The organism is Pseudomonas fuscovaginae SE-1 (genome assembly GCF_000364705.1).
Lineage (GTDB): Bacteria > Pseudomonadota > Gammaproteobacteria > Pseudomonadales > Pseudomonadaceae > Aquipseudomonas > Aquipseudomonas fuscovaginae_A.
On record NZ_AQOH01000082.1, the window covers coordinates 1 to 24288 of the forward strand.

Sequence of the window (24288 nt, forward strand, 5' to 3'; positions counted from 1 at the left end):
GGTCCTGGAACTCGGCACGATCACGCTTGAAGCCGGTGGTCGAGACGTTGGCCAGGTTGTTGGAAATGGTGGTCAGGTTGGTGTCTTGCGCCGCCAAACCTGTTTTTGCAACCCATAGAGCCGGAAGCATTCTGTTCTCCTTCGCGCGCCTGTTTTACGGCGCTACGTTGTGGTGATTAGCTGATCTGCAAGACCCGAGCCATTGCCTGGTCATCGTCTTTCGCGGTGTTCATCATCTTGACATGCAGTTCGAACTGCTTGGACAGGGCCAGCACCGCGGTCATCTCTTCGACGGCATTGACGTTGCTCGCCTCGAGGAAACCCGACTCCAGCTTGACGCTGGCATCGACGGGGGCCGCCTGGCCGTCCTTGGTGTGGATCATGCCGTCCAGGCCCTTGGTCATGTTCTTGATATCGGGCTTGACCAGCTTGATGCGGTCGACCACGGCCACCACTCGCGGCCCCTCGCCCATCGAGCGGATGCTGATGGTGCCGTCCTGCCCCACCTCGATCTTCGATTCGGGCGGCACGGCGATCGGGCCGGCGTTGCCCATCACCGGCATGCCGTTGCCGGCACGCAACACGCCCAGCGCGTCAATATTCATGCTCGCGGTGCGCACATAGGCTTCGCCACCGTCAGGGGTCTGCACCGCCATCCAACCGTCGCCGCCCACGGCCACGTCAAGATCGCGGCCGGTCTGCTGCATCGCGCCCGGCGAAAAATCGGTTGCCGGCCGCTCGGACATGGCAAACGCACGCGCCGGAAAGACGTCACCGAACACCGGCATCGAACGCGCCTGTTCCAGGTCACGCTGGAAACCGCTGGTAGAGATGTTCGCCAGGTTGTTGGCATGCGCCTTTTGCGCCAGGGCGTTCTGGCTGGCGCCGGTCATTGCCACGTAAAGGTACTTGTCCACAGTCTTTCCTCTTGCTGACAGGCGTTTGCCGCCCACCGCTGTACGGCGAGAGGCTTAGCAATTTCTGCACCAACATTGATACAAGAGCGGGCAGACCCAAGCCGGCCGGGCTTGCGAGGATAAAAAGGCGCTGGCGAGGCCTTGAGGCAGAGACGAAAAAACGGCGGACTCATGCCGCTAGCGGCAAGTACCGGTCAGTTGGCACCGCGCCCACCTTCTCCACTGCGGGTTCGGGAACGGACCTTGCAAGCCAACGCACCAAGTGACTGATTTCAGTTTGCCGAGGTACGGCCGACACCTAGATCAGCCAAAGCACTCGGGAGGGCTACCGTGAACCTGTACATCAATCAGTTGCAGAAAAAGGCCGACTTCAAGGAAGCCATCTATTGCGGAGCGGTATTCCTGGATACCAACCTGGCGACGACCAGGCAACTCTGCGGATTCGCCCAGGAGAGCATCACGTCGGCCTTCGACGGTGAAACCGATCACCAGTCCCTGCACAAGATGATGCCGGTCGAGGAATTCGTCGCCCGGGTGACCCGCCTCAAGGGCCAGTTCACCAACAGCCAGCGCGTCAAGGACCTGATCCTTGGTTTCATTCACGAGCTGGGCCTCGACCCGCGCGAGTACATCTTCGATGTACCACGCCTGCGCGTCGTGCCCAACTACAACTACCTGCACGCTGGTGTCAGCTACGCCTACAAGCCGCACCGTGACACCTGGTACGGCAGCGTCGACTGTCAGATCAACACCTGGATGCCGGTCTACACCATCGCGCCGGAACAGACCATGATGATCAATGCTGCGTACTTCGAGAAGCCGGTGGCCAATACCTCGAAGGACTGGAGCCTGAACGACTGGATCAACAACCAGCGGCACAAGGCCAAGGACAACCTGACCGAAGAGGTTCGCGTTCACCCGGTTCCCACGGGCGACATCGACGGTTCTTCAGAAATGCGCATCGCTGCCAACACCGGCGAAATGCTGACCTTTTCCGGCTCGCACCTGCACGGCACCGTAGCCAACTTCACCGACCGCACCCGTTTCAGCGTCGACTTCCGCCTGATGCACCTCGACGACCTGCGCAACAATCGCGGCGCTCCAAACGTCGACAGCGCCTGTCCGGACGTCGGCGCCGGCTTCAAAGACTACTTCCACGCCCACGACTTCTCGAATTTCCAAGGAATCTCACAATGACCAAGCGCCGCCTCACGCCTGCCGAAGCCCAGTACAACGAAACCCGCGCAGGCGTACTCAAGCGGGTCGATGCCGAGTACGTGGCCGATGCGCCATTCGTATTCGCCAACCGCATCAACGTGACCGCCGCGCTGTCGCGCATGGAGCTGTTCAAGAAAGTCATGGACATCCCCGGCGCCATCGTCGAGTGCGGCGTGTACAAGGGCAACTCGCTGATGCTCTACATGCACCTGTCGATGATCCTCGAACCTTATGCGATCAACCGCTCGATCATCGGTTTCGACACCTTCGAAGGCTTCACCAGCATCAACAAGGACGAAGACCCGGCCGACATCAACGAGACCATGTTCTCCGATACCGACCAGTCGCTGATCCAGGAGATGATCGACGCCAACGACCTGCTGCGTCCGGTCAACCGCATCCCGCGCTGCGAGCTGGTCAAGGGCGACATCTGCAAGACCGTGCCGGAGTTCGTCAAGAGCCGTCCGGACCTGGTCGTGGCGATGCTGATCCTCGACACCGACCTGTACGAGCCGACCAAGGTCGCCCTGGAAACCTTCCTGCCGTACATGCCCAAGGGTGCCATCGTGGTGCTCGACGAAGTCGCCTACCGCAACTTCCCGGGCGAAACCAAGGCCCTGCGCGAAGTGTTCGACCTGAACAAGATCGAGCTCAAGCGTCTGCCGTTCGACTCGTGCGTGGGCTACTTCCACATCTGATCGACGCCGCCGGCCCTGATCCCCGCATCAGGGCCCCGTAGGAGCCGGCTTGCTGGCGACGGCGTCCTGACAATCGACATCGCAGGCGCCTGGTTGGACGCTATCACCAGCAAGCCGGCTCCCACAAAATGGACGGCCCCCAAGAAGTTGGAAACCCATCCAACCTTGGGGGCAGCCCAAAAGCATGCCTGCTATTCCTCCTTGAGCACCTCATAGGCCCTGAGCTTGTTGGCGATGGTGGTGTGCGACACGCCCAGCCGCTTGCCCAGCAAGCGGCTGCTCGGATGCTCCGAATACAGCCGCTCCAGCACCGCCTTCTCGAACCGCCCGACGATTTCGTCCAACCCGCCCTCCAGGGAAAAATCCCCCAGCGGCTGGCGCACGCCGTAGTCCGGCAGGCGGATATGCTCGGCCCTGACCAGGCCGCCATCGCACAACGACACCGCCTGGAACAGCACGTTTTCCAGTTGGCGAACATTGCCCGGCCAGTGGTAATGACTCAGCCGCTCCATCGCCGCCGGTGCCAGCTTCGGCAACGGGCAACCGATCTGCCGACTGGCCTGGTCGAGGAAATGCTCCACCAGCGGAGTCAGGCCATCCAGACATTCGCGCAACGGCGGAATATGCAGCGACAGCACATTGAGCCGGTGATACAGGTCCTGACGAAACTCGCCGCGGGCGCACAGTTCCGACAGATCGACCTGGGTCGCACAGATCACCCGCACGTCCAGGTAGACTTCCTCGTCGCTGCCGACCCGCCGGAAGCCGCCATCCTGAAGGAAGCGCAGCAGCTTGGCCTGCAGCCGCGGGCTCATCTCCCCCACGCCATCCAGAAACAACGTGCCCCCGGCCGTCAGTTCCAGCAGGCCGAGCTTGCCCTCGGCCCGGGCGCCTTCGAACGCCCCGGGACCGTAGCCGAACAGCTCGGTCTCGGCCATCGACTCCGGCAAGCCGGCGCAGTTGAGTGCCATCAAGGGAGCCTGGCCGCGCGGACTGGCCAGGTGGCAGGCCCGCGCCAACAGTTCCTTGCCGGTACCGGTTTCGCCCTCGATCAGCAGCGGCGCATCCAGTGGCGCCATGCGCCGGGCCTCGCGGACCACCGCCGCCATCACCCGTGAGCTCTGGAAGATACTGTCGAAGCCGCGCAGCTCCTGCTTGCGCACGTTGTAGATCCGTTCACCGACCTGATCGGCCCGGTGCAACGTCAAAACCGCGCCGGCCATGGCCTCGCTGTCCTCATGCTCGGGCTGCAGCGGCGCGATATCCGCCAGAAACACGTCACCCTTGACCTTCACCCGCAGACCATTGATCCGCGACTTGTTGCTGCGCACCAGCTCCGGCAGGTCGAAATCCGGCGCGTAACGGGACAGGGCAATCCCCGGCACCTCGTCGACCCGCACCCCGAGCAACTGCGCCGCCGCCCGGTTCGCCGCGACGATGCAGCCACCCATATCGATGGACAGCACCGGAAACTCCAGCGCACCCAGCAAGGCATTGAGTTCCATATGCCGACGCTCGCTGGGCATCAGCCCGACCCGCTTCACGCCAAACACCCCGGCAATCGTCTCGAACCTCGGCCGCAAGGCCTGGAACTGCAGGTTGATCAGGTTCGGACAATGCAGGTAGATCGCATTGCCCTGGTCGCCACCGACCTCGCCCCGGGCCACGTTGATGCCGTAGTCCACCAGCAGGTTGAGGATGTCGCGGAGGATGCCGATGCGGTTCTGGCAGTGCACTTTGATACGCATGAAAAAAGCCCGGGAAGGTGATCGGGACTGCTCGAGGGACCGAAACCGCCACCCAGAGGGGTTTGGCGAGGGCGGGCCGACAACTTTTTGGGTTGCGCCGCAGTTTTTCGTAAAGATTACGTGACAGCCCTCCACAAAACCAGCCTGGAAAAATGCCGACCGCCGGGCACAAGTCGACATTTGTAACGATTACTTTACAGGAAAAGCCCGCTTCCCCCGCTTTCAATGCCCACCGGCCCGGTGCATTCCCTGCCAGGGCGGATCAACACTTAGGCACAACGCTGGACATAACAAGAACGATCCCTCTAGCAGGAGAGCTGTATGAAACAGACGCAATACGTGGCCCGCGAGCCCGATGCGCATGGGTTTATCGACTACCCGGCCGCCGAGCACGCGGTGTGGAACACCCTGATCACCCGGCAGATGAAAGTGATCGAGGGGCGTGCCTGCCAGGAGTACCTGGACGGTATCGAGAAGCTCGGCCTGCCCCATGACCGGATTCCACAACTGGGCGAAATCAATGCCGTGCTGGCGGCGACCACCGGCTGGCAGGTGGCCCGGGTGCCGGCCCTGATCCCCTTCCAGACCTTCTTCGAACTGCTGGCCAACAAACAGTTTCCGGTGGCCACCTTCATTCGCACCGAGGAAGAACTGGACTATCTGCAGGAACCGGACATCTTTCACGAGATCTTCGGCCACTGCCCGCTGCTGACCAACCCCTGGTTCGCCGAATTCACCCACACCTACGGCAAGCTCGGTCTGAAGGCCACCAAGGAGCAGCGGGTATACCTGGCGCGGTTGTACTGGATGACCATCGAATTCGGCCTGGTCGATACCCCGCAAGGTCGACGCATCTACGGCGGCGGTATCCTCTCCTCGCCGAAGGAGACGGTCTACAGCCTGTCCGGCGAACCCGAGCACCAGCCGTTCGACCCGCTGGAAGCCATGCGCACCCCCTATCGCATCGACATCCTGCAGCCGGTGTACTTCGCGCTGCCGGAGCTCAAGCGCTTGTTCGACCTGGCCCACGAAGACATCATGGGCCTGGTCGAACAAGCCATGCAGTTGGGCCTGCATACCCCCAAGTTCCCGCCCAAGGCCGCTTGACCCGCGACCTTCGGCCATACCCCATAGCCCTCGCGCCGATACCGGAACCGGTATCGCCGAGGGGCGTGCAACGAACAAGAACGACAGACAGGAATACACCATGACCACCCTCACCCAAGCCCATTGCGAAGCCTGCCGCGCCGATGCCCCACAGGTCAGCGACGAGGAACTGCCGGTACTGCTGCGGCAGATTCCGGACTGGAATATCGAAGTTCGCGACGGCATCATGCAGTTGGAGAAGGTCTACCGCTTCAAGAACTTCCAGTTCGCGCTGGCCTTCACCAACGCCGTCGGCGCCATTTCCGAAGCCGAAGGCCATCATCCAGGCCTGTTGACCGAGTGGGGCAAAGTCACCGTGACCTGGTGGAGCCACTCCATCAAGGGCCTGCACCGTAACGATTTCATCATGGCGGCACGCACCGACGAGGTCGGCAAAACCGCCGAGGGCCTTAAATAATGCATTTCACCGCCATCGCGCGCGTCCCCGGCGACCCGATCCTCGGTTTGCTGGAGGCTTATGCCCAGGACCCGAATCCGAACAAGTTCGACCTCGGTGTCGGCGTGTACAAGGACGCCCAGGGCCTGACGCCCATCCTGCAGTCGGTCAAGCTGGCCGAGCAGAAGCTGGTGGACGGGCAACTGACCAAGTCCTATATCGGCGGCCATGGCGACCTGCGTTTCGGCAGCCTGTTGTGCGAACTGGTGATGGGCACGGATTCGCCACTGATCGCCGAGCGCCGGGTCGGTGCTACCCAGACCCCGGGTGGCACCGGCGCCCTGCGCCTGAGCGCGGACTTCATCGCCCAGTGCCTGCCGGGACGTGGCATCTGGCTGAGCGACCCGACCTGGCCGATCCACGAGACCATCTTCAACGCCGCCGGCCTGAAGATCAGCCACTACCCGTACGTGGGCGCCGACAACCGCCTGAATGTCGACGGCATGCTCTCGGCACTGGAACAGGCACCGAAAGGCGACGTGGTGCTGCTGCACGCCTGCTGCCACAACCCGACCGGGTTCGACCTGTCCCATGCCGACTGGCAGCGGGTGCTGGACGTGGTTCGCCGACGGGAACTGCTGCCGCTGATCGACTTCGCCTACCAGGGCTTTGGCGACGGCGTCGAGGAGGATGCCTGGGCGGTCCGCCTGTTCGCCAGGGAACTGCCGGAGGTGCTGATCACCAGTTCCTGCTCGAAGAACTTCGGCCTGTACCGCGAGCGCACCGGTGCCCTGCTGGTCTGCAGCGCCGACGCCGAGAAGCTGGTGGATGTACGCAGCCAACTGGCGGCGGTGGCGCGCAACCTCTGGTCCAACCCGCCGGATCACGGCGCTGCGGTAGTGCTGACCATCCTCGGCGATGCGCAGTTGAAAAAGCTGTGGGCCGAGGAAGTCGAAGCCATGCGCGCGCGTATCGCCCAACTGCGCAGCGGCCTGGTCGAAGCACTCGAGCCCCATGGCCTGGCGCAACGCTTTGCCCATATCGGCGTGCAACGCGGGATGTTCTCCTACACCGGCTTGTCGCCGGCCCAGGTGAAGCGTCTGCGTGACGACTACAGCATCTACATGGTCAGCTCCGGCCGGGCCAACGTCGCCGGTATCGACGCGACCCGCCTGGATGCCCTGGCCGAAGCGATCGCGGCGGTCTGCCAGTAAGCCCATGCGCTCCCCTGTCCAGCCCGGGGAGCGCACCTCGCGTCAGCGGTCGCCCTGCATTTCGGTGACGAGTGACCCGCCGGCAGGAAAGATAAAAAATCTTTCTGTCACGTCCAGTGCTGTATCCTGCCCAGGCTTTTTAAAAGCGCGGATCTACCCAGCGATTTAAAAAACAGACTTTGCAAGGAGTGACGACGATGCACGAAATACCCAACTTCCCCTTCCCGAGCCTGCACGAAACTGAGCAGAAAACCCCGCAGCAAGCCAGCGCCGAACAGCCTGAAACCAATGAGACGGCCGAAAGCCTGAAGGCCGACAGTAAAGACTGAAGCCTGTAGAAACTGACCGTGTGAAAAAACCGATCCCGATGTTTTTTCACACGGCCAGATAGATTCGACCACCCCAGGAACACACCGTGAACGACACCTTCGACGAAACCCAGGCCAACCTGCTGATCGGCACCGCCGAACAGATGATCGCGCTGTGGAACAATCTGTCCAAGGAAAAGCAGGCCGCCCTGCTCGCCCGTTTCGGCAGTCAGGAAAACGCCTTGGCCGCACTGGTGACCACCCGCCTGCTGGCACAACCGCAGTCCTGAATATTTCCCCGACGTTTTTTTCGATTCAGTTCCCTACAAGTCCCTTAGCCTCGTTATCATAAGCAGCCTGCCTTTCCTCTTCGCTGTCATGGTGAGCCTTTGCCCGCGTCAGATTCCCAGCGCCCCCTAGCGGTGACGCTGCAAGTCGTTTCCATCGTCCTGTTCACCTTCATCGGCTACCTGAACATCGGCATCCCGCTGGCGGTCCTGCCGGGTTACGTCCATAGCGAACTGGGGTTCGGCGCGGTGATCGCCGGCCTGGTGATCAGCGTGCAGTACCTGGCCACGCTGCTCAGCCGCCCCTATGCCAGCCGGATCATCGATAACCTGGGCAGCAAGCGCGCGGTGATGTACGGCCTGGCCGGCTGCGGCCTGAGCGGGGTGTTCATGCTGCTGCCGAGCGTTCTGCACGGCGCACCTGTACTGAGCCTGGCGAGCCTGTTCATCGGCCGACTGATCCTCGGCAGCGCCGAAAGCCTGGTCGGCTCCGGCTCGATCGGTTGGGGGATCGGCCGGGTCGGCGCACAGAACACCGCCAAGGTGATTTCCTGGAACGGCATCGCCAGCTACGGCGCCCTCGCCGTCGGTGCACCGCTGGGCGTCTGGCTGGTCAACCAGTTGGGGCTGTGGAGCATGGGCGTGAGCATCCTGCTGCTGGCGGCCCTCGGCCTGCTGCTGGCCTGGCCGAAGCAGGCGGCACCGATCGTCGCCGGCGAACGCCTGCCGTTCCTGCATGTGCTCGGGCGCGTGTTGCCCCATGGCACCGGACTGGCGCTGGGCTCCATCGGTTTCGGCACCATCGCGACCTTCATCACCCTGTACTACGCCACCCGGCACTGGGGCAACGCGGTACTGTGCCTGAGCCTGTTCGGCGCGAGCTTCATCGGCGCCCGACTGCTGTTCGGCAACCTGATCAACCGCCTCGGCGGCTTTCGCGTGGCAATCGCCTGCCTGTCGGTGGAAACCCTCGGCCTGTTGCTGCTGTGGATCGCCCCGGATGCCCATTGGGCACTGGCGGGCGCGGCGCTGAGCGGGTTCGGTTTCTCGCTGGTGTTTCCGGCACTGGGCGTGGAAGCGGTCAACCTGGTGCCGGCCTCCAGTCGTGGCGCGGCGGTGGGCGCCTACTCGCTGTTCATCGACCTGTCGCTGGGCATCACCGGCCCGCTGGTCGGGGCGATCGCCGCCGGTTTCGGCTTTGCCTCGATCTTCCTGTTCGCGGCGCTGGCGGCGGTTTCCGGATTGGCCTTGAGCGTCTACCTGTATCGCCAGGCCCCCAGGAGCCGCGAGCAGCGCGACCAGGCCTGAGTACCGATTGTGGCGAGCAGGCAGTCTTTGACAGGCCTTTCAGGCTCAGTAATCGATCTTGCCGCGCCCGGCCTTGATCGCCCCGCGCTGGGACTTGCTGTCCAGCCGACGCTTTTTCGAACCCAGCGTCGGCTTGGTCGGCCGGCGCTTCTTCTCGACCTTGGTCGCCGCCTGGATCAACTCCACCAGGCGCAACAGGGCATCGGCACGATTCTGCTCCTGGGTCCGATACTGCTGGGCCTTGATCACGATCACCCCGTCGCCGGTGATGCGGTTGTCACTCAGGGCCAGCAGGCGCTCCTTGTAGAACGCTGGCAGCGATGAGGCCGGCACGTCGAAACGCAGGTGCACCGCGCTGGAGACCTTGTTGACGTTCTGCCCACCCGCACCCTGGGCGCGAATGGCCGTCCACTCGATCTCGTGGTCCGGCAGTTGCACGTTGTTGGAAATGACCAGCATGGGAAAACGTCCGGCTTCAGGAATGTTCAGGATACAGAAATGACAAACCCGGCACAGGGCCGGGTTTGTCCGTTGCCGGTAAAGCGTTACTTCAGCGCGGAACTGGCGGCAGGCAAGCCCTGCTGGACGCTGCGACGGTTCTTGATGCCATAGCAGACCCACATGAACACCAGCCATACAGGGATCGCGTACACCGAGATCTGGATGCCCGGGATCATCAGCATGATGCCGAGGATGAACACCACGAACGCCAGGCAGATGTAGTTGCCGTACGGGTACCACAGCGCCTTGAACAGCGAGGTCTGCCCGGTACGGTTCATGTGCTGGCGGAACTTGAAGTGCGAGTAGCTGATCATCGCCCAGTTGATCACCAGGGTCGCGACCACCAGCGACATCAGCAACTCCAACGCATGCTGCGGAATCAGGTAGTTCATCAGCACCGCGACGAAGGTCACCAGCGCCGAGGCGAGAATCGAGAACACCGGCACGCCACGCTTGTCGATCCGCGCCAGCAGCTTCGGCGCATCGCCCTGCTCGGCCATGCCCAGCAGCATGCGACTGTTGCAATAGGTACCGCTGTTGTACACCGACAGCGCCGCGGTCAGGACCACGAAGTTGAGGATGTGCGCCGCGGTGTTGCTGCCCAGCATCGAGAACACCTGGACGAACGGGCTGCCGCTGTAGGCATCGCCGGAGGCGTTGAGGGTGGTGAGCAGGCTGTCCCACGGGGTCAGCGACAGCAGCACGACCAGTGCGCCGATGTAGAAGATCAGGATCCGATAGATCACCTGGTTGATGGCCTTGGGGATCACGGTTTTCGGCTTGTCGGCCTCGGCGGCGGTGAAACCGAGCATTTCCAGGCCGCCGAAGGAGAACATGATGATCGCCATGGCCATGACCAGGCCGCTGACGCCATTGGGGAAGAACCCGCCGTGCTCCCACAGGTTGCTCAACGACGCCTGCGGGCCGCCATGGCCACTGACCAGCAGGTAGCTGCCCAGGGCGATCATGCCGACGATGGCCGCGACCTTGATGATCGCGAACCAGAACTCGGCCTCGCCGAAGACCTTCACGTTGGCCAGGTTGATCAGGTTGATCAGCACGAAGAAGCCCGCCGCCGAGGCCCAGGTCGGCACGTCCGGCCACCAGTAGTGGATGTACTTGCCGACCGCGGTCAGTTCCGACATGCCCACCAGGATATACAGGATCCAGCAGTTCCAGCCCGACAGGAAGCCGGCGAAACCACCCCAGTACTTGTGGGCGAAGTGGCTGAAGGAGCCGGCGACCGGCTCCTCGACGATCATTTCGCCCAACTGGCGCATGATCATGAAGGCGATGAAGCCGCAGATCGCGTAGCCGAGGATCATCGACGGGCCGGCGGACTTGAGCACCCCGGCCGAACCGAGGAACAGGCCGGTACCGATGGCCCCACCGAGGGCGATCAGTTGGATATGACGATTTTTCAGGCCGCGTTTCAGCTCGCCCGAAGGAGGAAGGGTTCCACTCATTGGAAAGGGTCTCACGCAAGGTTGGATGATGTTCGGGGGGCGTTGGCTATCAGCGATAAGCGATAGACGAAACCCTGGGGACAAACACCAGGCCGCGGCGTGGACGCCAGGCATTCAGAGGGCAGCTGTTGCGAGGATTGCTACGAGTCATGCGTCACCTGTTTGTTTTTATCTGTGACGAAATCGAACCCATCGTGCTTGTGACAGGATGGAGTGAACAAGGCGGATAACCTTGAGGGTATTGGCCTTCGGAGGCGTCGCAAGGCAGCCGCCGGACGGCACAAAATGCGCGATTACGCAGTTGGGTCACAGTTAAAACGGCGCGCATTGTACACCGCCAGACCACCACCGGCAGGTATGGGGATATGACACCGCCGCGGCTGACGGTGGACAAGAGGCCTTGTCGGCGCAAAAAGCGTGATCCTCCGGTGCCTCGGAAACTATTCCTTACAGGGCACCGAAACCAATGGATCCAGGGGGTTTGCCCGCACAACTCGTAAAATTTTCCTGACGACGTGTAACGAAAATTTTCCACCTGACACATCGAAAAAAATCCGCAAAAAAAAACGCCAATCAGACGATTGGCGTTTTTTTCAGGACGCTGGACGTTTATTCAGGCTTGCGACGACCGAAGCCGGGACGCTGGCCGGAGCCGGCCGGGGCGCCACGACGCTTACCCGAAGGTGCGCCATTGTCGACCAGACCGACGCCTGGACGCTTGGACTTCGGCGCCGGCTTGCCCGAGCGCTTGCTGTCGGCCGGACGCTCGGCCACTGGCGTGCCACGGTTCGACTCGCCACGCCCGGCCGGGCGCGGTGCCCGTGGAGCGCGCTCGCCATCCTGGCGCACGGGCTTGCGTGCCGGACGCTCACCTTCGATCTGCGGCTCACGACTCGGGCGCTCGGCACCTTCAAGGGCCGGACGCAGGGTCCGCACGCGCTCGCTGCGCGCCAGCGGACGCGAGGATTTACGCTGCATGCGCTCCAGCTTGTCCTTGCTCTTGGCGGTCATTTGCGGCATGGCCACCGGCGTCAGGCCGACCTCAGCGCTGAGGATATCGACCTCGCGCTGGCTCATTTCGCGCCAGCGCCCCATCGGCAGGTCGGAATTGAGGAACACCGGACCGAAACGCACGCGTTTCAGACGGCTGACCACCAGGCCCTGGGACTCCCACAGGCGACGAACCTCGCGGTTACGGCCCTCCATCACCACGCAATGGTACCAATGGTTAAAGCCCTCGCCACCCGGCGCCTGCTGGATGTCGGTGAACTTGGCCGGACCATCCTCGAGCATGACCCCGGCCTTGAGGCGCTCGATCATCTCGTCGTCGACTTCGCCACGCACACGGACCGCGTACTCGCGGTCCATCTCGTAGGACGGGTGCATCAGGCGGTTGGCCAGTTCACCGTCGGTGGTGAACATCAGCAAGCCGGTGGTGTTGATGTCGAGGCGGCCGATGTTGATCCAGCGCCCGTCCTTCGGACGTGGCAGCTTGTCGAACACGGTCGGGCGGCCTTCCGGGTCGTCACGGGTGCAGATCTCGCCATCGGGCTTGTTGTACATGATCACCCGGCGTACCGATTCGGAAGCCTCTTCGCGCTTGATGACCTTGCCATCGATGGTAATCGCGTCGTGCAGGTCGACACGCTGGCCGAGGGTGGCCTCGCTGCCATTGACCTTGATACGGCCCTGGCTGATCCAGCCTTCCACGTCACGGCGCGAGCCCACGCCGATACGGGCGAGGACCTTCTGCAGTTTTTCGCCTGCGGGGCGGATGGGTTGGCTGTCCTGGTCTTGCAGATCGTTGTCACTCATCTGGGCACCTCCCGGTGTGTCGATTCAGGCCTGGCCTGATAGAGATAAAATACTGTTCTGGACGAATGGGTTCGTCGAAGGGCCGCGAATCATACGCGGATCTTCGACGTTGCGCATCACAGAGTAGCAGTTGTCTGTCGGACAAGGCGGCTTGGGAAGATATTCCTGCGAGAGCACTTCCTGTGGGAGACGGCCGGGCGGCCGTCTCCCACAAAAGCGCTCACAGTCAAGACCGCGACCTCAATCTTCCCACTGGCGCCGCTCGTTCTCGATGGCTTCGGCCAATGCCAGGGCCTCGGCTTCTTCTTCGCTGAGCTCGACAGCTGGCTCGGGCTCTGGCCTGGCAGCGTTGTCCAGCGCAGCGACCGCCGCCAACAGGCGCTCGCGGGCTTCGGCGGCGCCGACCAGGTCCTCCTCCGACTCGTCCTCAGGTATGTCGAACTCCGGCTCAGGCTCCGGTTCGAACTCGGCATCCAGGTCAGGCTCCGTCTCTTCCTCCAGTTCCGGCAGATCGAGCGCCCTCGGCAACGGCAAACCCGGCTCGTGCGGAAACTCGCCGGCAGGCGCCGGAACATCGCCATCCCGGAGCAAATCGTCGAAGTCGGTCTTGATCCCCTCCTCCATCGAGTCCAGTTCCAGCAACAGGGTATGGAAGCTGGTCTCCTCCTTCTTCGGCTCTTGCTCCGCCTCCGGGTCGACGCTGGCATCGGCCAGGGCCTGCAGGCCCTCGGGCACCGGCGCGTCGTCGAAGTCGAGCACCGGGTCCGGCTCGATCTCGCGCAGTTCCGCCAGCGGCGGCAGGTCGTCGAGGTTCTTCAGGTTGAAGTAGTCGAGAAAGGCCTTGGTGGTGGCGAACATCGCCGGCTTGCCCGGCACCTCGCGGTAGCCGACGACGCGGATCCACTCGCGCTCCAGCAGGGTCTTGACGATCTGGCTGTTGACCGCCACGCCCCGCACATCCTCGATCTCGCCGCGGGTGATCGGCTGGCGATAGGCGATCAGCGCCAACGTCTCCAGCATCGCCCGCGAATAGCGCTGTGGGCGTTCTTCCCAGAGCCGGCCGACCCAGGGCGCGAACTTCTCACGAATCTGCAACCGGTAGCCGGAAGCCACCTCCTTGAGCTCGAAGGCACGGCCGTCACAGGACTTGGCCAGGATTGCCAGGGCCTTCTTGAAGACCGGCGGTTCCGGACGCTCGCCCTCCTCGAACAACTCGTACAGGCGTTCCATCGATTGCGGCTTTCCCGAAGCCAACAGAAAGGCTTCAAGCAGCGGGGCCAGCTCGCGGGGTTCAGTCAGGTTCATTGATTAAGCTCGTTATTCGGCGCGGGCACGCACATGGATCGCCGCAAAGGGCTCATTCTGCACCAGCTCGACCAGGGATTCCTTGACCAGTTCGAGGATCGCCATGAAGGTCACGACCACGCCAAGCTTGCCCTCATCGGCGCTGAACAGCTCGACGAAAGGCACGAAACCGCCACCCTTGAGGCGTTCGAGCACATCGCTCATGCGCTCGCGGGTCGACAGTTGCTCGCGCGTGACCTGGTGGCTTTCGAACATGTCGCCACGACGCAGCACTTCGGCCATGGACATCAGCACCTCCTCCAGGGCGACATCCGGCAGCAGCTTGCGCGCGCGGGCCTCGGGAGCGTCCAGTTGCGGCACGATGATTTCGCGACCGACCCGACTCAGGCCATCGATGCCCTCGGCGGCGGTCTTGAAGCGTTCGTACTCCTGCAGCCGACGGATCAGCTCGGCCCTTGGGTCCTCTTCCTCCTCCTCGACCTCGGCCGAACGCGGCAGCAGCATGCGCGACTTGATCTCGGCGAGCATCGCCGCCATCACCAGGTACTCGGCGGCCAGTTCCAGGCGTACCGACTGCATCAGTTCGACGTAGCCCATGTACTGACGGGTGATTTCCGCTACCGGGATGTCGAGGATGTCGATGTTCTGCTTGCGGATCAGGTACAGCAGCAGGTCGAGCGGGCCTTCGAAGGCTTCGAGGAAGACTTCCAGGGCATCCGGCGGGATGTACAGGTCCACCGGCATTTCCATGACCGCCTGGCCATAGACCATGGCGAACGGCAGTTCCTGTTGCGCTCCGGCCTGGCTGTCGACCGTTTCAACGGCGGACATTCAGGCCTCGACCATGAACGGTGCCGGATCGCCACATCCCACCCGCACCACTTGCGGATCGCCGTCGGCCAGGTTGATCACGGTGGACGCCTTGAGCCCGCCGAAACCGCCGTCGATGATCAGATCGACCTGGTGCTCCAGCACTTGGCGAATTTCGTACGGATCGACCATCGGCTCGCTCTCGTCGGGCAGGATCAGGCTCACGCTCATCAGCGGTTCGCCCAGCTCGGCCAGCAGCGCCAGGGCGATCGGATGGCTGGGGATACGCAGGCCGATGGTGCGCTTTTTCGGGTGCAGCAACAGCCGCGGCACTTCCCGGGTGGCGTTCAGGATGAAGGTGTAGGGCCCCGGCGTGTGCGCCTTGAGCAGGCGGAACAGCCCGGTATCGACCTTGGCGAACAGACCGAGTTGCGACAGGTCGGCGCAGATCAATGCAAAGTTGTGCTTGTCGTCCAGCTGCCGCAGGCGCCGCACGCGTTCGACCGCGTTCTTGTCGCCGATCTGGCAACCGATCGCATAGGACGAATCGGTGGGGTAGATCACCACCCCACCCTTGCGGATGATTTCCACCGCCTGCTTGATCAGGCGCGCCTGGGGATTTTCCGGATGGATCTGGAAAAATTGACTCACGTTGTCTTCCTGTTCAGACGCGTGCGGTTGATGGCTGGTCATGTTTGAACCGACACCAGAGTGGCGGCAGATCGTCGGGAAGCGGGCGGTACTCACCGATCTCGGACCAGCCTCCAGGGCCATGAAAGTCGCTGCCGGCACTGACCAGCAACCCGAACTCGCGGGCCAGGATCGCCAGGCTGCCGACCTGTTCGGCCGGCTGATACCCGTTGACCACTTCGATTGCCTGGCCTCCCGCTTGAATATAGTCGGCAATCAGCTTGCGGCGCTTGCTGCGGGTGAAATCGTAATGCCAGGGATGGGCGAGGCTGACCCAGGCACCGGCGGCGCGCAAGATGCCCACGGTGTCCTCCAGGGACGGCCAGTGCAACTTGACGTCGCCCAGTTTGCCGGCCCCCAGCCACTTGCGAAAGGCCTCGGCGCGATCCTTGACGAACCCGGCGCGCACCAGGAAATCGGCGAAATGCGGGCGCGCCGGGGCATTGCCACTGTCACCCAACTCCTGCTGGATCGCCCGCGCGCCTTCCAGCGCGCCGGGCATGCCCTTGAGCGCCAGCTTGCGGGCGATTTCCTCGGAACGCAACCAACGGCCCTCGTGCAGGCGGGCAATCGCTTCGACCAACGGCGCCGCGGTCACATCGAAACCGTAGCCGAGCACATGAATGGTCGCCCCGCCCCAGGTGCAGGACAGCTCGACACCGTTGACCAGTTGCATACCCAGGGCCTGCGCGGCCTCGCGCGCCTCGGCCAGACCTTCGAGGGTGTCGTGGTCGGTCAGGGCCAGGACCCGCACGCCTCTCTCGTGCGCACGGGCAACCAGGGCCGCTGGCGCCAGGGCGCCGTCGGAGGCCGTGCTGTGGCAGTGCAGATCGATTTCCACGGGAACTGAATAACCTCTGGGTGGCGCTTTCGCTGACAAGTATGTTTGTTATTATGCCGCTACATCCTGCTTCTGGCTGCCACTGTGAAACAATTCATCGATTTCATCCCGCTGTTCCTGTTTTTCATCGTCTACAAAATCGAACCCCGCCTCATCGACATCGCCGGCCACAGCCTGACGGTCGGCGGCATCTACAGCGCCACGGCGGTGCTGATCGTCAGCTCGCTGGTGGTCTACGGTGCCCTCTTCATCAGCCAGCGCAAGCTGGAGAAAAGCCAATGGCTGACGCTGATCGCCTGCCTGGTGTTCGGCAGCCTGACCCTGGCCTTCCACAGCGAGACCTTCCTCAAGTGGAAGGCCCCGGTGGTCAACTGGCTGTTCGCGCTGGCCTTCGCCGGCAGTCACTTCATCGGCGACCGCCTGCTGATCAAGCGCATCATGGGTCACGCCCTGAGCCTGCCGGAGCCGATCTGGCTGCGCCTGAACCTGGCCTGGATCGTGTTCTTCGTGTTCTGCGGCGCCGCCAACCTGTTCGTCGCCTTCACCTTCCAGCAGTACTGGGTCGACTTCAAGGTGTTCGGCAGCCTGGGCATGACCCTGCTGTTCCTGGTGGGCCAGGGCATCTATCTGTCCCGCCACCTGCACGACGCCGATCCGACCACGCCAAAAACCGAGGACTGACATGCTCTACGCGATCATTGCCACAGACGTCGAGAATTCCCTGGATAAACGCCTGGCGGCACGCCCGGCGCACCTTGAGCGCCTGCAACAGCTCAGCGCCGAAGGCCGTGTGATCCTGGCCGGCCCGCACCCGGCCATCGACAGCAACGACCCGGGTGCCGCCGGTTTCACCGGCAGCCTGATCGTCGCCGAATTCGACTCCCTGGCCGCCGCCCAGGCCTGGGCCGAGGCCGATCCATTCGTTGCCGCCGGCGTCTACGGCAACGTCGTGGTCAAGCCATTCCGCCAGACCCTGCCGTAAGCCCGAACTGCGCGACGCCCGCTGGCCGGGCATCGCGCAGGCAAGCACTCATTATTCCCGCCCGCCAGCCGACAACATCCTGAATACCGATTGGAATCAGGAGTTTCCGATGCGCAAAGGTCCGTTGAGTCTGTTGTTGATCACGTTGTCGCTGGGCGCGACCGCACTGGCCGAGGAAGGCAGTGCGAACAATGCCGTACCGCTGTCTCTGAGTGCCGCGAGCCAGATCAACGATCTACAGCAACGCCTGAAGGAAAGCGAGCGCTTGCGCGAAGAGCTGGGCAAGCAGCTCGCCAGTGCCGATGCCGAACGCGAAAGCCCCCAGTTGAGCCGCTTGCGCCAGGAGAACCAACGCCTCAAGCTGCAACTCAAGGAAGCACTGGCGAACCCCACCCCTCGCCTGCTGACCGACCAACAGCAATGGTTCATCACCGGTGGCGGAGTTGCACTCCTGGCCCTGCTCTGCGGTATCTTCGTCAGTGGCGGACGCAGACAGCGTCGGCAATGGTTGAATTGAGAGCGCCCGAGGGCGATCTGTTATCGAGAATTTCATGAGCGACCTGTTACTGATTGACGATGACCAGGAACTGTGCGAACTGCTGGGCAGTTGGCTGGGCCAGGAAGGTTTCCAGGTGCGCGCCTGCCACGACGGGCTGAGCGCCCGCCGGGCCCTGGCCGACAGCTCCCCGGCGGCGGTGGTGCTGGACGTGATGTTGCCCGACGGCAGTGGCCTGGAACTGCTCAAGCAGTTGCGCAGCGACCATCCGGAACTGCCGGTGGTGATGCTGTCGGCCAGGGGCGAGCCGCTGGACCGCATCCTCGGCCTGGAGCTGGGCGCCGACGACTACCTGGCCAAGCCCTGTGACCCACGGGAACTGACCGCCCGCCTGCGCGCCGTGCTGCGCCGCAGCCATCCGACCGCGACGCCGAGCCAACTGGAGCTGGGCGACCTGTGTTTCAGCCCGGTACGTGGCGTGGTCACCATCGACCAGCAGGACTTCACCCTCACCGTCTCCGAAAGCCGCCTGCTCGAAGCGTTGCTGAAACAGCCGGGCGAGCCACTGGACAAGCAGGAACTGGCGCAGATCGCCCTAGGTCGCAAGCTGACCCTCTACGATCGCAGCCTGGACATGCATGTCAGCAACCTGCGCAAGAAGATCGGCCCGCATCCGGATGGCAGGCCGCGGATCGTGGCGTTGCGTAGTCGCGGGTACTACTACGCGCCCTGATGCGATGGCGGCCATCCCCCACCAGCGTCAACTCCCCGGCAAAGCGTCTTTACCCAAGCTTTACCCTCCGCTGACCGCCGCTGACCTTGATCTCCTTAATCTGTACTCACCCGGACCGACCGGAACCGAGACAAGGAGAAACACCATGCGCAAGACCCTTATCGCCCTGATGTTCGCTGCCGCCCTGCCCACCGTTGCCATGGCCATGCCCGAAGACGGTGGCCCACTGGGCGGCCCTGGTGGCCCTCATGGCGGCGAGCATCACTGGAAAGCCCCTTACGGCCAACTGGACCTGAACCGCGAACAGCGTCATGCCATCGGCAGGCTGATGGGCGAACAGATGCACGCCCGCAAGGAACTCACCGAGAAATACCTGGCCAAGCTCTCGCCAGCCGATCAGACGGCCTTCCAGGGCGAGCTGGACGCCGCCCGCCAGAAAACCGACGGGGAAATCCGCGCCCTGCTCAGGCCTGACCAGCAGAAGACCTTCGACGAGATCCAGAAAAAACGTGCTGAACGCCGCGCCGAATGGGCCGAATTCAAGGCCTGGAAAGCACAGCACGCGCAAAAGGCGCAATAATCCGCTGTACAGAGGCCCGTACGGTCGATGCGTCTACTCGACGTCGAGTAGACGCATCGACCACACAGCCCACGCGCCCGACGGCCAGCGCCGTCGGGCTTTCCCTGTTTCCACCGGATCGATTCGAGGATTTGCTGTGCGATCACTGTTCTGGCGCATCCTGGCCAGCTTCTGGCTGGCCATTGCCCTTGTCGCGGGGTTGTCGATTCTGCTCGGGCACATGCTCAACCAGGATGCCTGGATTCTCAGTCGCCACCCGGGCCTGGCGACCTTGGCCGAGGATTGGACGCAGACCTACGAGGAACAGGGCGAGGACGCCGCCCAGGACATCCTCGAACAGCGCAAGAAGCAGTACCACATCGACGTGCAGGTGCTCAACGAAAGCGGCGACCCGGTGGTGCGCGGCACCTTCCCGCGCCGTGCGGCCGCCCTGGAGGCCCGCCAGCACAACGATGATCGACGCCTGCCCTGGCGCCGGCTGACCGTGGAGTACACCAGCCCGAAAAGCGGTGACACCTATCTGTTGATCTACCGCATTCCCCACCCGGAACTGGATGCCTGGCACCGCGGCAGCCTGCTCTGGCCACTGAGCGCCCTGGGTATTGCCCTGGTGGTGCTGACCCTGTTCAGCCTGCTGGTGACCCTGTCGATCACCCGCCCGCTCAGCCGCCTGCGCGGCGCGGTGCATGACCTGGGCCAGACCACCTATCAACAGAACAGCCTGGCCAAGCTGGCCTCGCGACGCGACGAGTTCGGCGTACTGGCCAAGGACTTCAACCTGATGGGCGCGCGCCTGCAGAGCCTGATTGGCAGCCAGCGGCAGTTGCTGCGTGATGTCTCCCACGAACTGCGCTCTCCGCTGGCGCGCCTGAAGATCGCCCTGGCCCTGGCGGAGCGCTCATCGCCCGAAGAGCGTGAGCGCCTGTGGCCGCGCCTGACCCGCGAATGCGACCGACTGGAAGCGCTGATCAGTGAAATCCTCGTCCTGGCCCGGGTCGATGCCGATCAGGCCAGCGCCGAACAGGTCGACCTCAATCAACTGCTGCAGGAACTGCAAAGGGAAACCCTGCTCGGCTACCCGCGGCAGCGGGTACAGCTCGATGTCGAGCAGTCGCTGGGCCTGCGTGGCTGGCCGACCATGATCGAACGGGCGGTGGACAACCTGCTGCGCAATGCCCAGCGTTTCAATCCCGAGGATCAGGCCATCGAGGTTGTGGCCCGACGCCAGGGCGAGCGGATCGAAATCAGCGTGCGCGACCATGGTCCCGGCGTCGAGGCCGAGCACCTGGCGCAGTTGGGTGAGCCGTTCTTCCGTGCCCCGGGCCAGAGTGCCGCGGGTCACGGCCTGGGCCTGGCGATTGCCCGGCGGGCGGCGGAGCGCCATGGCGGCAGCCTGACGTTGGCCAATCACGCGCAGGGCGGTTTTATCGCCACATTGGACCTGCCGCTGGAGCCGGAAGCCGCAACCGCCTGAGGCGAAGGCAAGGGGGATTTGCGGTGTTTTCGCGGGCCCGTTCGCGGGCAAGCCCGGCTCCTGCAGGGCGGGTTTGTTCGCGGACGGGCCTGAGTGTTTCAGGCCGACCAGGCGCTGACGAATTGCGCCACGTCAACCCTGGGCGCGGCCCGCAGCTCGTTCTGCGGCGTGCCCAGGTAGAGGAACGCGATCACTTCCTCGTCGTCGCCCAGGCCCAGGCCCTTGGCTACATGCCGCGAGTAGGACAACTCGCCGGTACGCCAGACCGCGCCGATGCCCTGGGCGTGCGCGGCCAGCAGGATGCCATGCGCCGCACAGCCGGCGGCCAGCAGTTGCTCGGACTTCGGCACCTTGAAGTGCTCCTGCAGGCGCGCGACCACGACCACCACCAGCGGCGCGCGCATCGGCATCGCATGGGCCTTGTCCAGCGCCGCCTGGGTCACCTCGCCACCCTTTTCCCGCACGGCTTCGGCCAGCAGTTGCCCCAACTGCTCACGTGCCGCCCCTTCCACCGTCAGGAAGCGCCATGGCTGCAACTGGCCGTGGTCCGGGGCACGCATGGCCGCCTGGAACAGCACTTCGCGCTGGGCCGCAGTCGGTGCCGGGTCCAGCAGGCGCGGGGCGGAAACACGGTTGAGCAAATTGTCGAGAGCCTCCATGGGCTACCTCCTGAGAAAAAATGTGCGGCTATTCTAGCCATATCGGCCCGGCCCCTGGCGGTTTACATGGACAGGTCCGCAGGTAGAATGACCGCCTTTCCCTGCCCAGAGCTCATTTCATGGCGTTGCCGACCCTGCGCATCATCGGTTTCATCATCGGCATATTCCTGATCACCCTCGCTATCAGCATGGTCGTGCCCATGCTGACGCTGGTGATTTTCGACCGCACCGGCGACCTGCCCTCGTTCCTCTGGGCCAGCACCATCACCTTCGTCGCCGGCCTGGCCATGGTGATCCCGGGGCGCCCGGAACAGGTGCATCTGCGCCCCCGGGACATGTACCTGCTCACGGTATCAAGCTGGGTGGTGGTGTGCATCTTTGCCGCCCTGCCGTTCCTGTTGACCCTGCACACCAGCGTACCCGACGCCTTCTTCGAAAGCATGTCGGGCATCACCGCCACCGGCTCGACGGTGCTCAGCGGCCTGGACGACATGTCCCCGGGCATCCTGATCTGGCGCTCGCTGCTGCACTGGCTGGGCGGCATCGGCTTCATCGGCATGGCGGTGGCGATCCTGCCGCTGTTGCGTATCGGCGGCATGCGCCTGTTCCAGACCGAGTCCTCGGACCGCTCGCAGAAGGTCATGCCACGCTCGCACATGGTGGCCCGGCTGATCGTCACCGCCTATGTCGGCATCACCATCCTCGGCACCCTGGCCTTCTGGTGGGCCGGCATGAGCCTGTTCGATGCGATCAACCACTCGATGTCGGCGATCTCCACCGGCGGTTTCTCGACCTCCGACCAGTCCCTGGCCAAATGGCACCAGCCGGCGGTGCACTGGGTCGCGGTGGTGGTGATGATCCTCGGCAGCCTGCCGTTCACCCTGTATGTCGCGACTCTGCGCGGCCAGCGCAAGGCCCTGATCAAGGACCAGCAGGTACAGGGCTTGCTGGGGCTGCTGCTGGTGACCTGGCTGGTACTCGGCACCTGGTACTGGTGGACCACCGACCTGCACTGGCTCGACGCCCTGCGCCACGTGGCCCTGAACGTGACCTCGGTGGTCACCACCACCGGCTTCGCCCTCGGCGACTACAGCCTGTGGGGCAACTTCTCGCTGATGCTGTTCTTCTACCTGGGCTTCATCGGCGGCTGCTCGGGCTCGACCGCGGGCGGGATCAAGATCTTCCGCTTCCAGGTCGCCTACATCCTGCTCAAGGCCAACCTCAACCAACTGATCCACCCACGGGCGGTGATCAAGCAGAAGTACAACGGTCACCGCCTCGACGAGGAAATCGTCCGCTCGATCCTGACCTTTTCCTTCTTCTTCGCCATCACCATCTGCGCCATCGCCCTGGCCCTGTCGCTGATCGGCCTGGACTGGATGACCGCGCTGACCGGTGCCGCCAGCACCGTATCCGGGGTCGGTCCGGGCCTGGGCGAGGTGATCGGACCGTCAGGCAACTTCTCCAGCCTGCCCGACGGCGCCAAGTGGATCCTCTCCGTGGGCATGCTGCTGGGCCGCCTGGAGATCATCACAGTGTTCGTGCTGTGTATTCCGGCGTTCTGGCGTCACTGATCGGCGCCACCTGCCCCTGCAACCGCGCCCGGTATTCACCGGGCGTCACCTCGAACCAGCGGCGGAAGGCGCGGAAGAAATTGCTCGGGTCGGCAAACCCCAGCAGGTAGGCGATTTCCAGCAGGGTCATGCGCGGCTGCGCCAGGTACTGCTCGGCCAGCTCGCGGCGGGTATCGTCGAGCAGGGTCTGGAAACTCGTGCCCTCCTCCTGCAAACGCCGCTGCAGGGTGCGCTGGGACAGGTGCAGGGTCTGGGCGACGATCTCGCGCTTGGGCTCGCCCTGGGGCAGCAGCCGGCACAGCACCTGCCGCGCGCTGTGGGTCACGCGGCTCCCGGAGAACCGCGCCAGGTACTCGCCAGCGAAGCGATCGTGCAACAACGCCATGGCTTCGTTGGCCGTCGGCAGCGGCGCCTCCATGTCGGTCTTTTCGAAAATCAGCGCGTCATAGGGCGCATCGAACACCAGCGGCGCGTGAAACGCCTGCCTGTAGGGGTTGATATCCTCCGGCTGCGAGCCCTGCAGCAACACCTTGCGTGGCTGCAGGTTACGCCCGGTCAGCCAACTGCATAACGACAGCGCACAGGCCAGCGAGGCCTCGGCGCTCTGCCGGGTCGGTGGCAGATGGTCGCCGTGGACGGTCAGGATCAGCGCATAACCTTCAGGCAGCAGGCGAAAACTCAGGTCTGCGCTCTCGGCAATGATTCGCTGGTAGCGCACCAGACGCATGAACCCTTCGGCCAGGGTCCGACTGGACATCAGCGCATAGCCGGCCACATGGAAGGACGCCGGGCGTACCACCTTGCCCATGTTCAGGCCGATCGCCGGATTGCCGGAAAGCTCCACCGCCCGCTGCCAGAGGCGCGTCATCGAGTCCTGGGGGAAGCGTGCATCGGGGTCGTCCAGTGCAGCGTAATCGAGCCCCAACTGCTGGAAGAGCACACGGCAATCCAGACCGTCCATTTCCAGCGCCTTGACAATCCCCATCGCCCAGCTTGCAGAAGTGGTTCTCTCGCTCATGGTCTGTTCTTTACAGGGTATGCCGCACACGATGACTAATGGTCTAAGGATACTAAAGTGGCGCCTATTGTCACTGGTCGCCGCCGCTACTGAAATCTAGACT

27 protein-coding genes are annotated in these 24288 nt (G+C 63.6%); 15 read left to right on the forward strand and 12 right to left on the reverse strand.

What is annotated here, in order from left to right:
* Both K675_RS32180 and K675_RS0109500 read right to left on the reverse strand, forming a co-directional pair.
* Positions 1 to 130: flagellar basal body protein (locus tag K675_RS32180; RefSeq protein ID WP_232434415.1), on the reverse strand; the 130-nt coding region annotated here is incomplete at its 3' end.
* 46 nt (positions 131 to 176) lie between these two features.
* Positions 177 to 917, reverse strand: coding sequence for a flagellar basal body rod protein FlgF (locus K675_RS0109500; protein WP_026145066.1), 741 nt, complete (start codon positions 915 to 917; stop codon positions 177 to 179).
* Between the two features lie 330 nt (positions 918 to 1247).
* On the opposite strand from K675_RS0109500, the gene K675_RS0109505 reads away from it, so the two are divergent.
* Positions 1248 to 2114: a hypothetical protein gene (locus tag K675_RS0109505; protein ID WP_017903282.1), complete on the forward strand. Its 867-nt coding sequence runs from the start codon at positions 1248 to 1250 to the stop codon at positions 2112 to 2114.
* A complete protein-coding gene (locus tag K675_RS0109510) occupies positions 2111 to 2833 on the forward strand; it encodes a TylF/MycF/NovP-related O-methyltransferase (protein ID WP_017903283.1) in 723 nt (240 codons plus the stop codon). Before K675_RS0109505 ends, K675_RS0109510 begins: the two co-directional genes overlap by 4 nt.
* Positions 2834 to 3024: 191 nt before the next feature.
* Here the strand turns inward: K675_RS0109510 and K675_RS0109515 are convergent, their stop codons facing one another.
* Positions 3025 to 4581, reverse strand: coding sequence for a sigma-54-dependent phenylalanine hydroxylase transcriptional regulator PhhR (locus K675_RS0109515; RefSeq protein ID WP_017903284.1), 1557 nt, complete (start codon positions 4579 to 4581; stop codon positions 3025 to 3027).
* Between the two features lie 321 nt (positions 4582 to 4902).
* On the opposite strand from K675_RS0109515, the gene phhA reads away from it, so the two are divergent.
* The 6 genes from phhA (at position 4903) to K675_RS0109545 (ending at position 9241) form a co-directional block, all read left to right on the forward strand.
* Positions 4903 to 5688 (forward strand): phenylalanine 4-monooxygenase, encoded by a 786-nt coding sequence (gene phhA, locus K675_RS0109520; protein WP_017903285.1) that lies wholly within the window; start codon positions 4903 to 4905, stop codon positions 5686 to 5688.
* A gap of 100 nt (positions 5689 to 5788) precedes the next feature.
* The gene (locus K675_RS0109525) at positions 5789 to 6145 is read left to right on the forward strand and encodes a 4a-hydroxytetrahydrobiopterin dehydratase (protein ID WP_017903286.1); all 357 of its coding nucleotides are present in this window, start codon (positions 5789 to 5791) and stop codon (positions 6143 to 6145) included.
* Entirely contained in the window at positions 6145 to 7338 is a 1194-nt protein-coding gene (locus K675_RS0109530; protein ID WP_017903287.1) for an amino acid aminotransferase, read from the forward strand. Before K675_RS0109525 ends, K675_RS0109530 begins: the two co-directional genes overlap by 1 nt.
* Positions 7339 to 7535: 197 nt before the next feature.
* On the forward strand, positions 7536 to 7667 hold the full coding sequence (locus tag K675_RS33890; protein ID WP_017903288.1) for a hypothetical protein: 132 nt from the start codon (positions 7536 to 7538) through the stop codon (positions 7665 to 7667).
* An 86-nt stretch (positions 7668 to 7753) separates the two neighbouring features.
* Positions 7754 to 7936 carry a hypothetical protein gene (locus K675_RS0109540; protein WP_017903289.1) on the forward strand — a complete coding sequence of 61 codons (183 nt, stop codon included), beginning with the start codon at positions 7754 to 7756 and terminating at the stop codon, positions 7934 to 7936.
* Positions 7937 to 8035: 99 nt separating this feature from the next.
* Complete coding sequence (locus K675_RS0109545; RefSeq protein WP_080635325.1) at positions 8036 to 9241, forward strand: MFS transporter; 1206 nt, start codon at positions 8036 to 8038, stop codon at positions 9239 to 9241.
* Between the two features lie 45 nt (positions 9242 to 9286).
* Here K675_RS0109545 and arfB read toward each other — a convergent pair whose 3' ends face one another.
* The 7 genes from arfB to K675_RS0109580 all read right to left on the reverse strand — a co-directional run bounded on the left by arfB (position 9287) and on the right by K675_RS0109580 (position 16669).
* Positions 9287 to 9700 (reverse strand): alternative ribosome rescue aminoacyl-tRNA hydrolase ArfB, encoded by a 414-nt coding sequence (gene arfB / locus K675_RS0109550; protein ID WP_017903291.1) that lies wholly within the window; start codon positions 9698 to 9700, stop codon positions 9287 to 9289.
* A gap of 86 nt (positions 9701 to 9786) precedes the next feature.
* Positions 9787 to 11208: an amino acid permease gene (locus K675_RS0109555; protein WP_017903292.1), complete on the reverse strand. Its 1422-nt coding sequence runs from the start codon at positions 11206 to 11208 to the stop codon at positions 9787 to 9789.
* 609 nt (positions 11209 to 11817) lie between these two features.
* A complete protein-coding gene (rluB, locus tag K675_RS0109560) occupies positions 11818 to 13023 on the reverse strand; it encodes a 23S rRNA pseudouridine(2605) synthase RluB (protein ID WP_017903293.1) in 1206 nt (401 codons plus the stop codon).
* A 240-nt stretch (positions 13024 to 13263) separates the two neighbouring features.
* Positions 13264 to 14328, reverse strand: coding sequence for an SMC-Scp complex subunit ScpB (gene scpB / locus K675_RS0109565; protein ID WP_017903294.1), 1065 nt, complete (start codon positions 14326 to 14328; stop codon positions 13264 to 13266).
* A gap of 12 nt (positions 14329 to 14340) precedes the next feature.
* Positions 14341 to 15039 carry a segregation and condensation protein A gene (locus K675_RS0109570; protein ID WP_198291630.1) on the reverse strand — a complete coding sequence of 233 codons (699 nt, stop codon included), beginning with the start codon at positions 15037 to 15039 and terminating at the stop codon, positions 14341 to 14343.
* A gap of 120 nt (positions 15040 to 15159) precedes the next feature.
* A complete protein-coding gene (locus K675_RS0109575) occupies positions 15160 to 15789 on the reverse strand; it encodes an L-threonylcarbamoyladenylate synthase (RefSeq protein WP_017903296.1) in 630 nt (209 codons plus the stop codon).
* Between the two features lie 13 nt (positions 15790 to 15802).
* Complete coding sequence (locus K675_RS0109580) at positions 15803 to 16669, reverse strand: PHP domain-containing protein (protein WP_017903297.1); 867 nt, start codon at positions 16667 to 16669, stop codon at positions 15803 to 15805.
* Between the two features lie 84 nt (positions 16670 to 16753).
* On the opposite strand from K675_RS0109580, the gene K675_RS0109585 reads away from it, so the two are divergent.
* The 6 genes from K675_RS0109585 (at position 16754) to K675_RS0109610 (ending at position 20934) form a co-directional block, all read left to right on the forward strand.
* Positions 16754 to 17350, forward strand: a complete 597-nt coding sequence (locus K675_RS0109585) for a septation protein A (RefSeq protein ID WP_017903298.1) — start codon at positions 16754 to 16756, stop codon at positions 17348 to 17350.
* A 1-nt stretch (position 17351) separates the two neighbouring features.
* Complete coding sequence (locus K675_RS0109590; protein WP_017903299.1) at positions 17352 to 17651, forward strand: YciI family protein; 300 nt, start codon at positions 17352 to 17354, stop codon at positions 17649 to 17651.
* Between the two features lie 109 nt (positions 17652 to 17760).
* Positions 17761 to 18168 (forward strand): translation initiation factor 2, encoded by a 408-nt coding sequence (locus K675_RS0109595; protein WP_017903300.1) that lies wholly within the window; start codon positions 17761 to 17763, stop codon positions 18166 to 18168.
* A gap of 34 nt (positions 18169 to 18202) precedes the next feature.
* On the forward strand, positions 18203 to 18880 hold the full coding sequence (locus tag K675_RS0109600; protein WP_017903301.1) for a response regulator transcription factor: 678 nt from the start codon (positions 18203 to 18205) through the stop codon (positions 18878 to 18880).
* A 145-nt stretch (positions 18881 to 19025) separates the two neighbouring features.
* Positions 19026 to 19460 (forward strand): LTXXQ domain-containing protein, encoded by a 435-nt coding sequence (locus K675_RS0109605; RefSeq protein WP_017903302.1) that lies wholly within the window; start codon positions 19026 to 19028, stop codon positions 19458 to 19460.
* Between the two features lie 136 nt (positions 19461 to 19596).
* Complete coding sequence (locus K675_RS0109610) at positions 19597 to 20934, forward strand: sensor histidine kinase (RefSeq protein ID WP_017903303.1); 1338 nt, start codon at positions 19597 to 19599, stop codon at positions 20932 to 20934.
* Positions 20935 to 21032: 98 nt separating this feature from the next.
* Here K675_RS0109610 and K675_RS0109615 read toward each other — a convergent pair whose 3' ends face one another.
* Positions 21033 to 21593, reverse strand: a complete 561-nt coding sequence (locus K675_RS0109615; RefSeq protein WP_017903304.1) for an NAD(P)H nitroreductase — start codon at positions 21591 to 21593, stop codon at positions 21033 to 21035.
* A gap of 119 nt (positions 21594 to 21712) precedes the next feature.
* Here K675_RS0109615 and K675_RS0109620 point away from each other — a divergent pair, with 119 nt between their 5' ends.
* Positions 21713 to 23167: a TrkH family potassium uptake protein gene (locus tag K675_RS0109620; RefSeq protein ID WP_017903305.1), complete on the forward strand. Its 1455-nt coding sequence runs from the start codon at positions 21713 to 21715 to the stop codon at positions 23165 to 23167.
* Here the strand turns inward: K675_RS0109620 and K675_RS0109625 are convergent.
* Complete coding sequence (locus tag K675_RS0109625; protein WP_026145068.1) at positions 23124 to 24185, reverse strand: AraC family transcriptional regulator; 1062 nt, start codon at positions 24183 to 24185, stop codon at positions 23124 to 23126. The two genes, K675_RS0109620 and K675_RS0109625, sit on opposite strands and share 44 nt — an antisense overlap.
* Between the last annotated feature and the right edge of the window lie 103 nt (positions 24186 to 24288).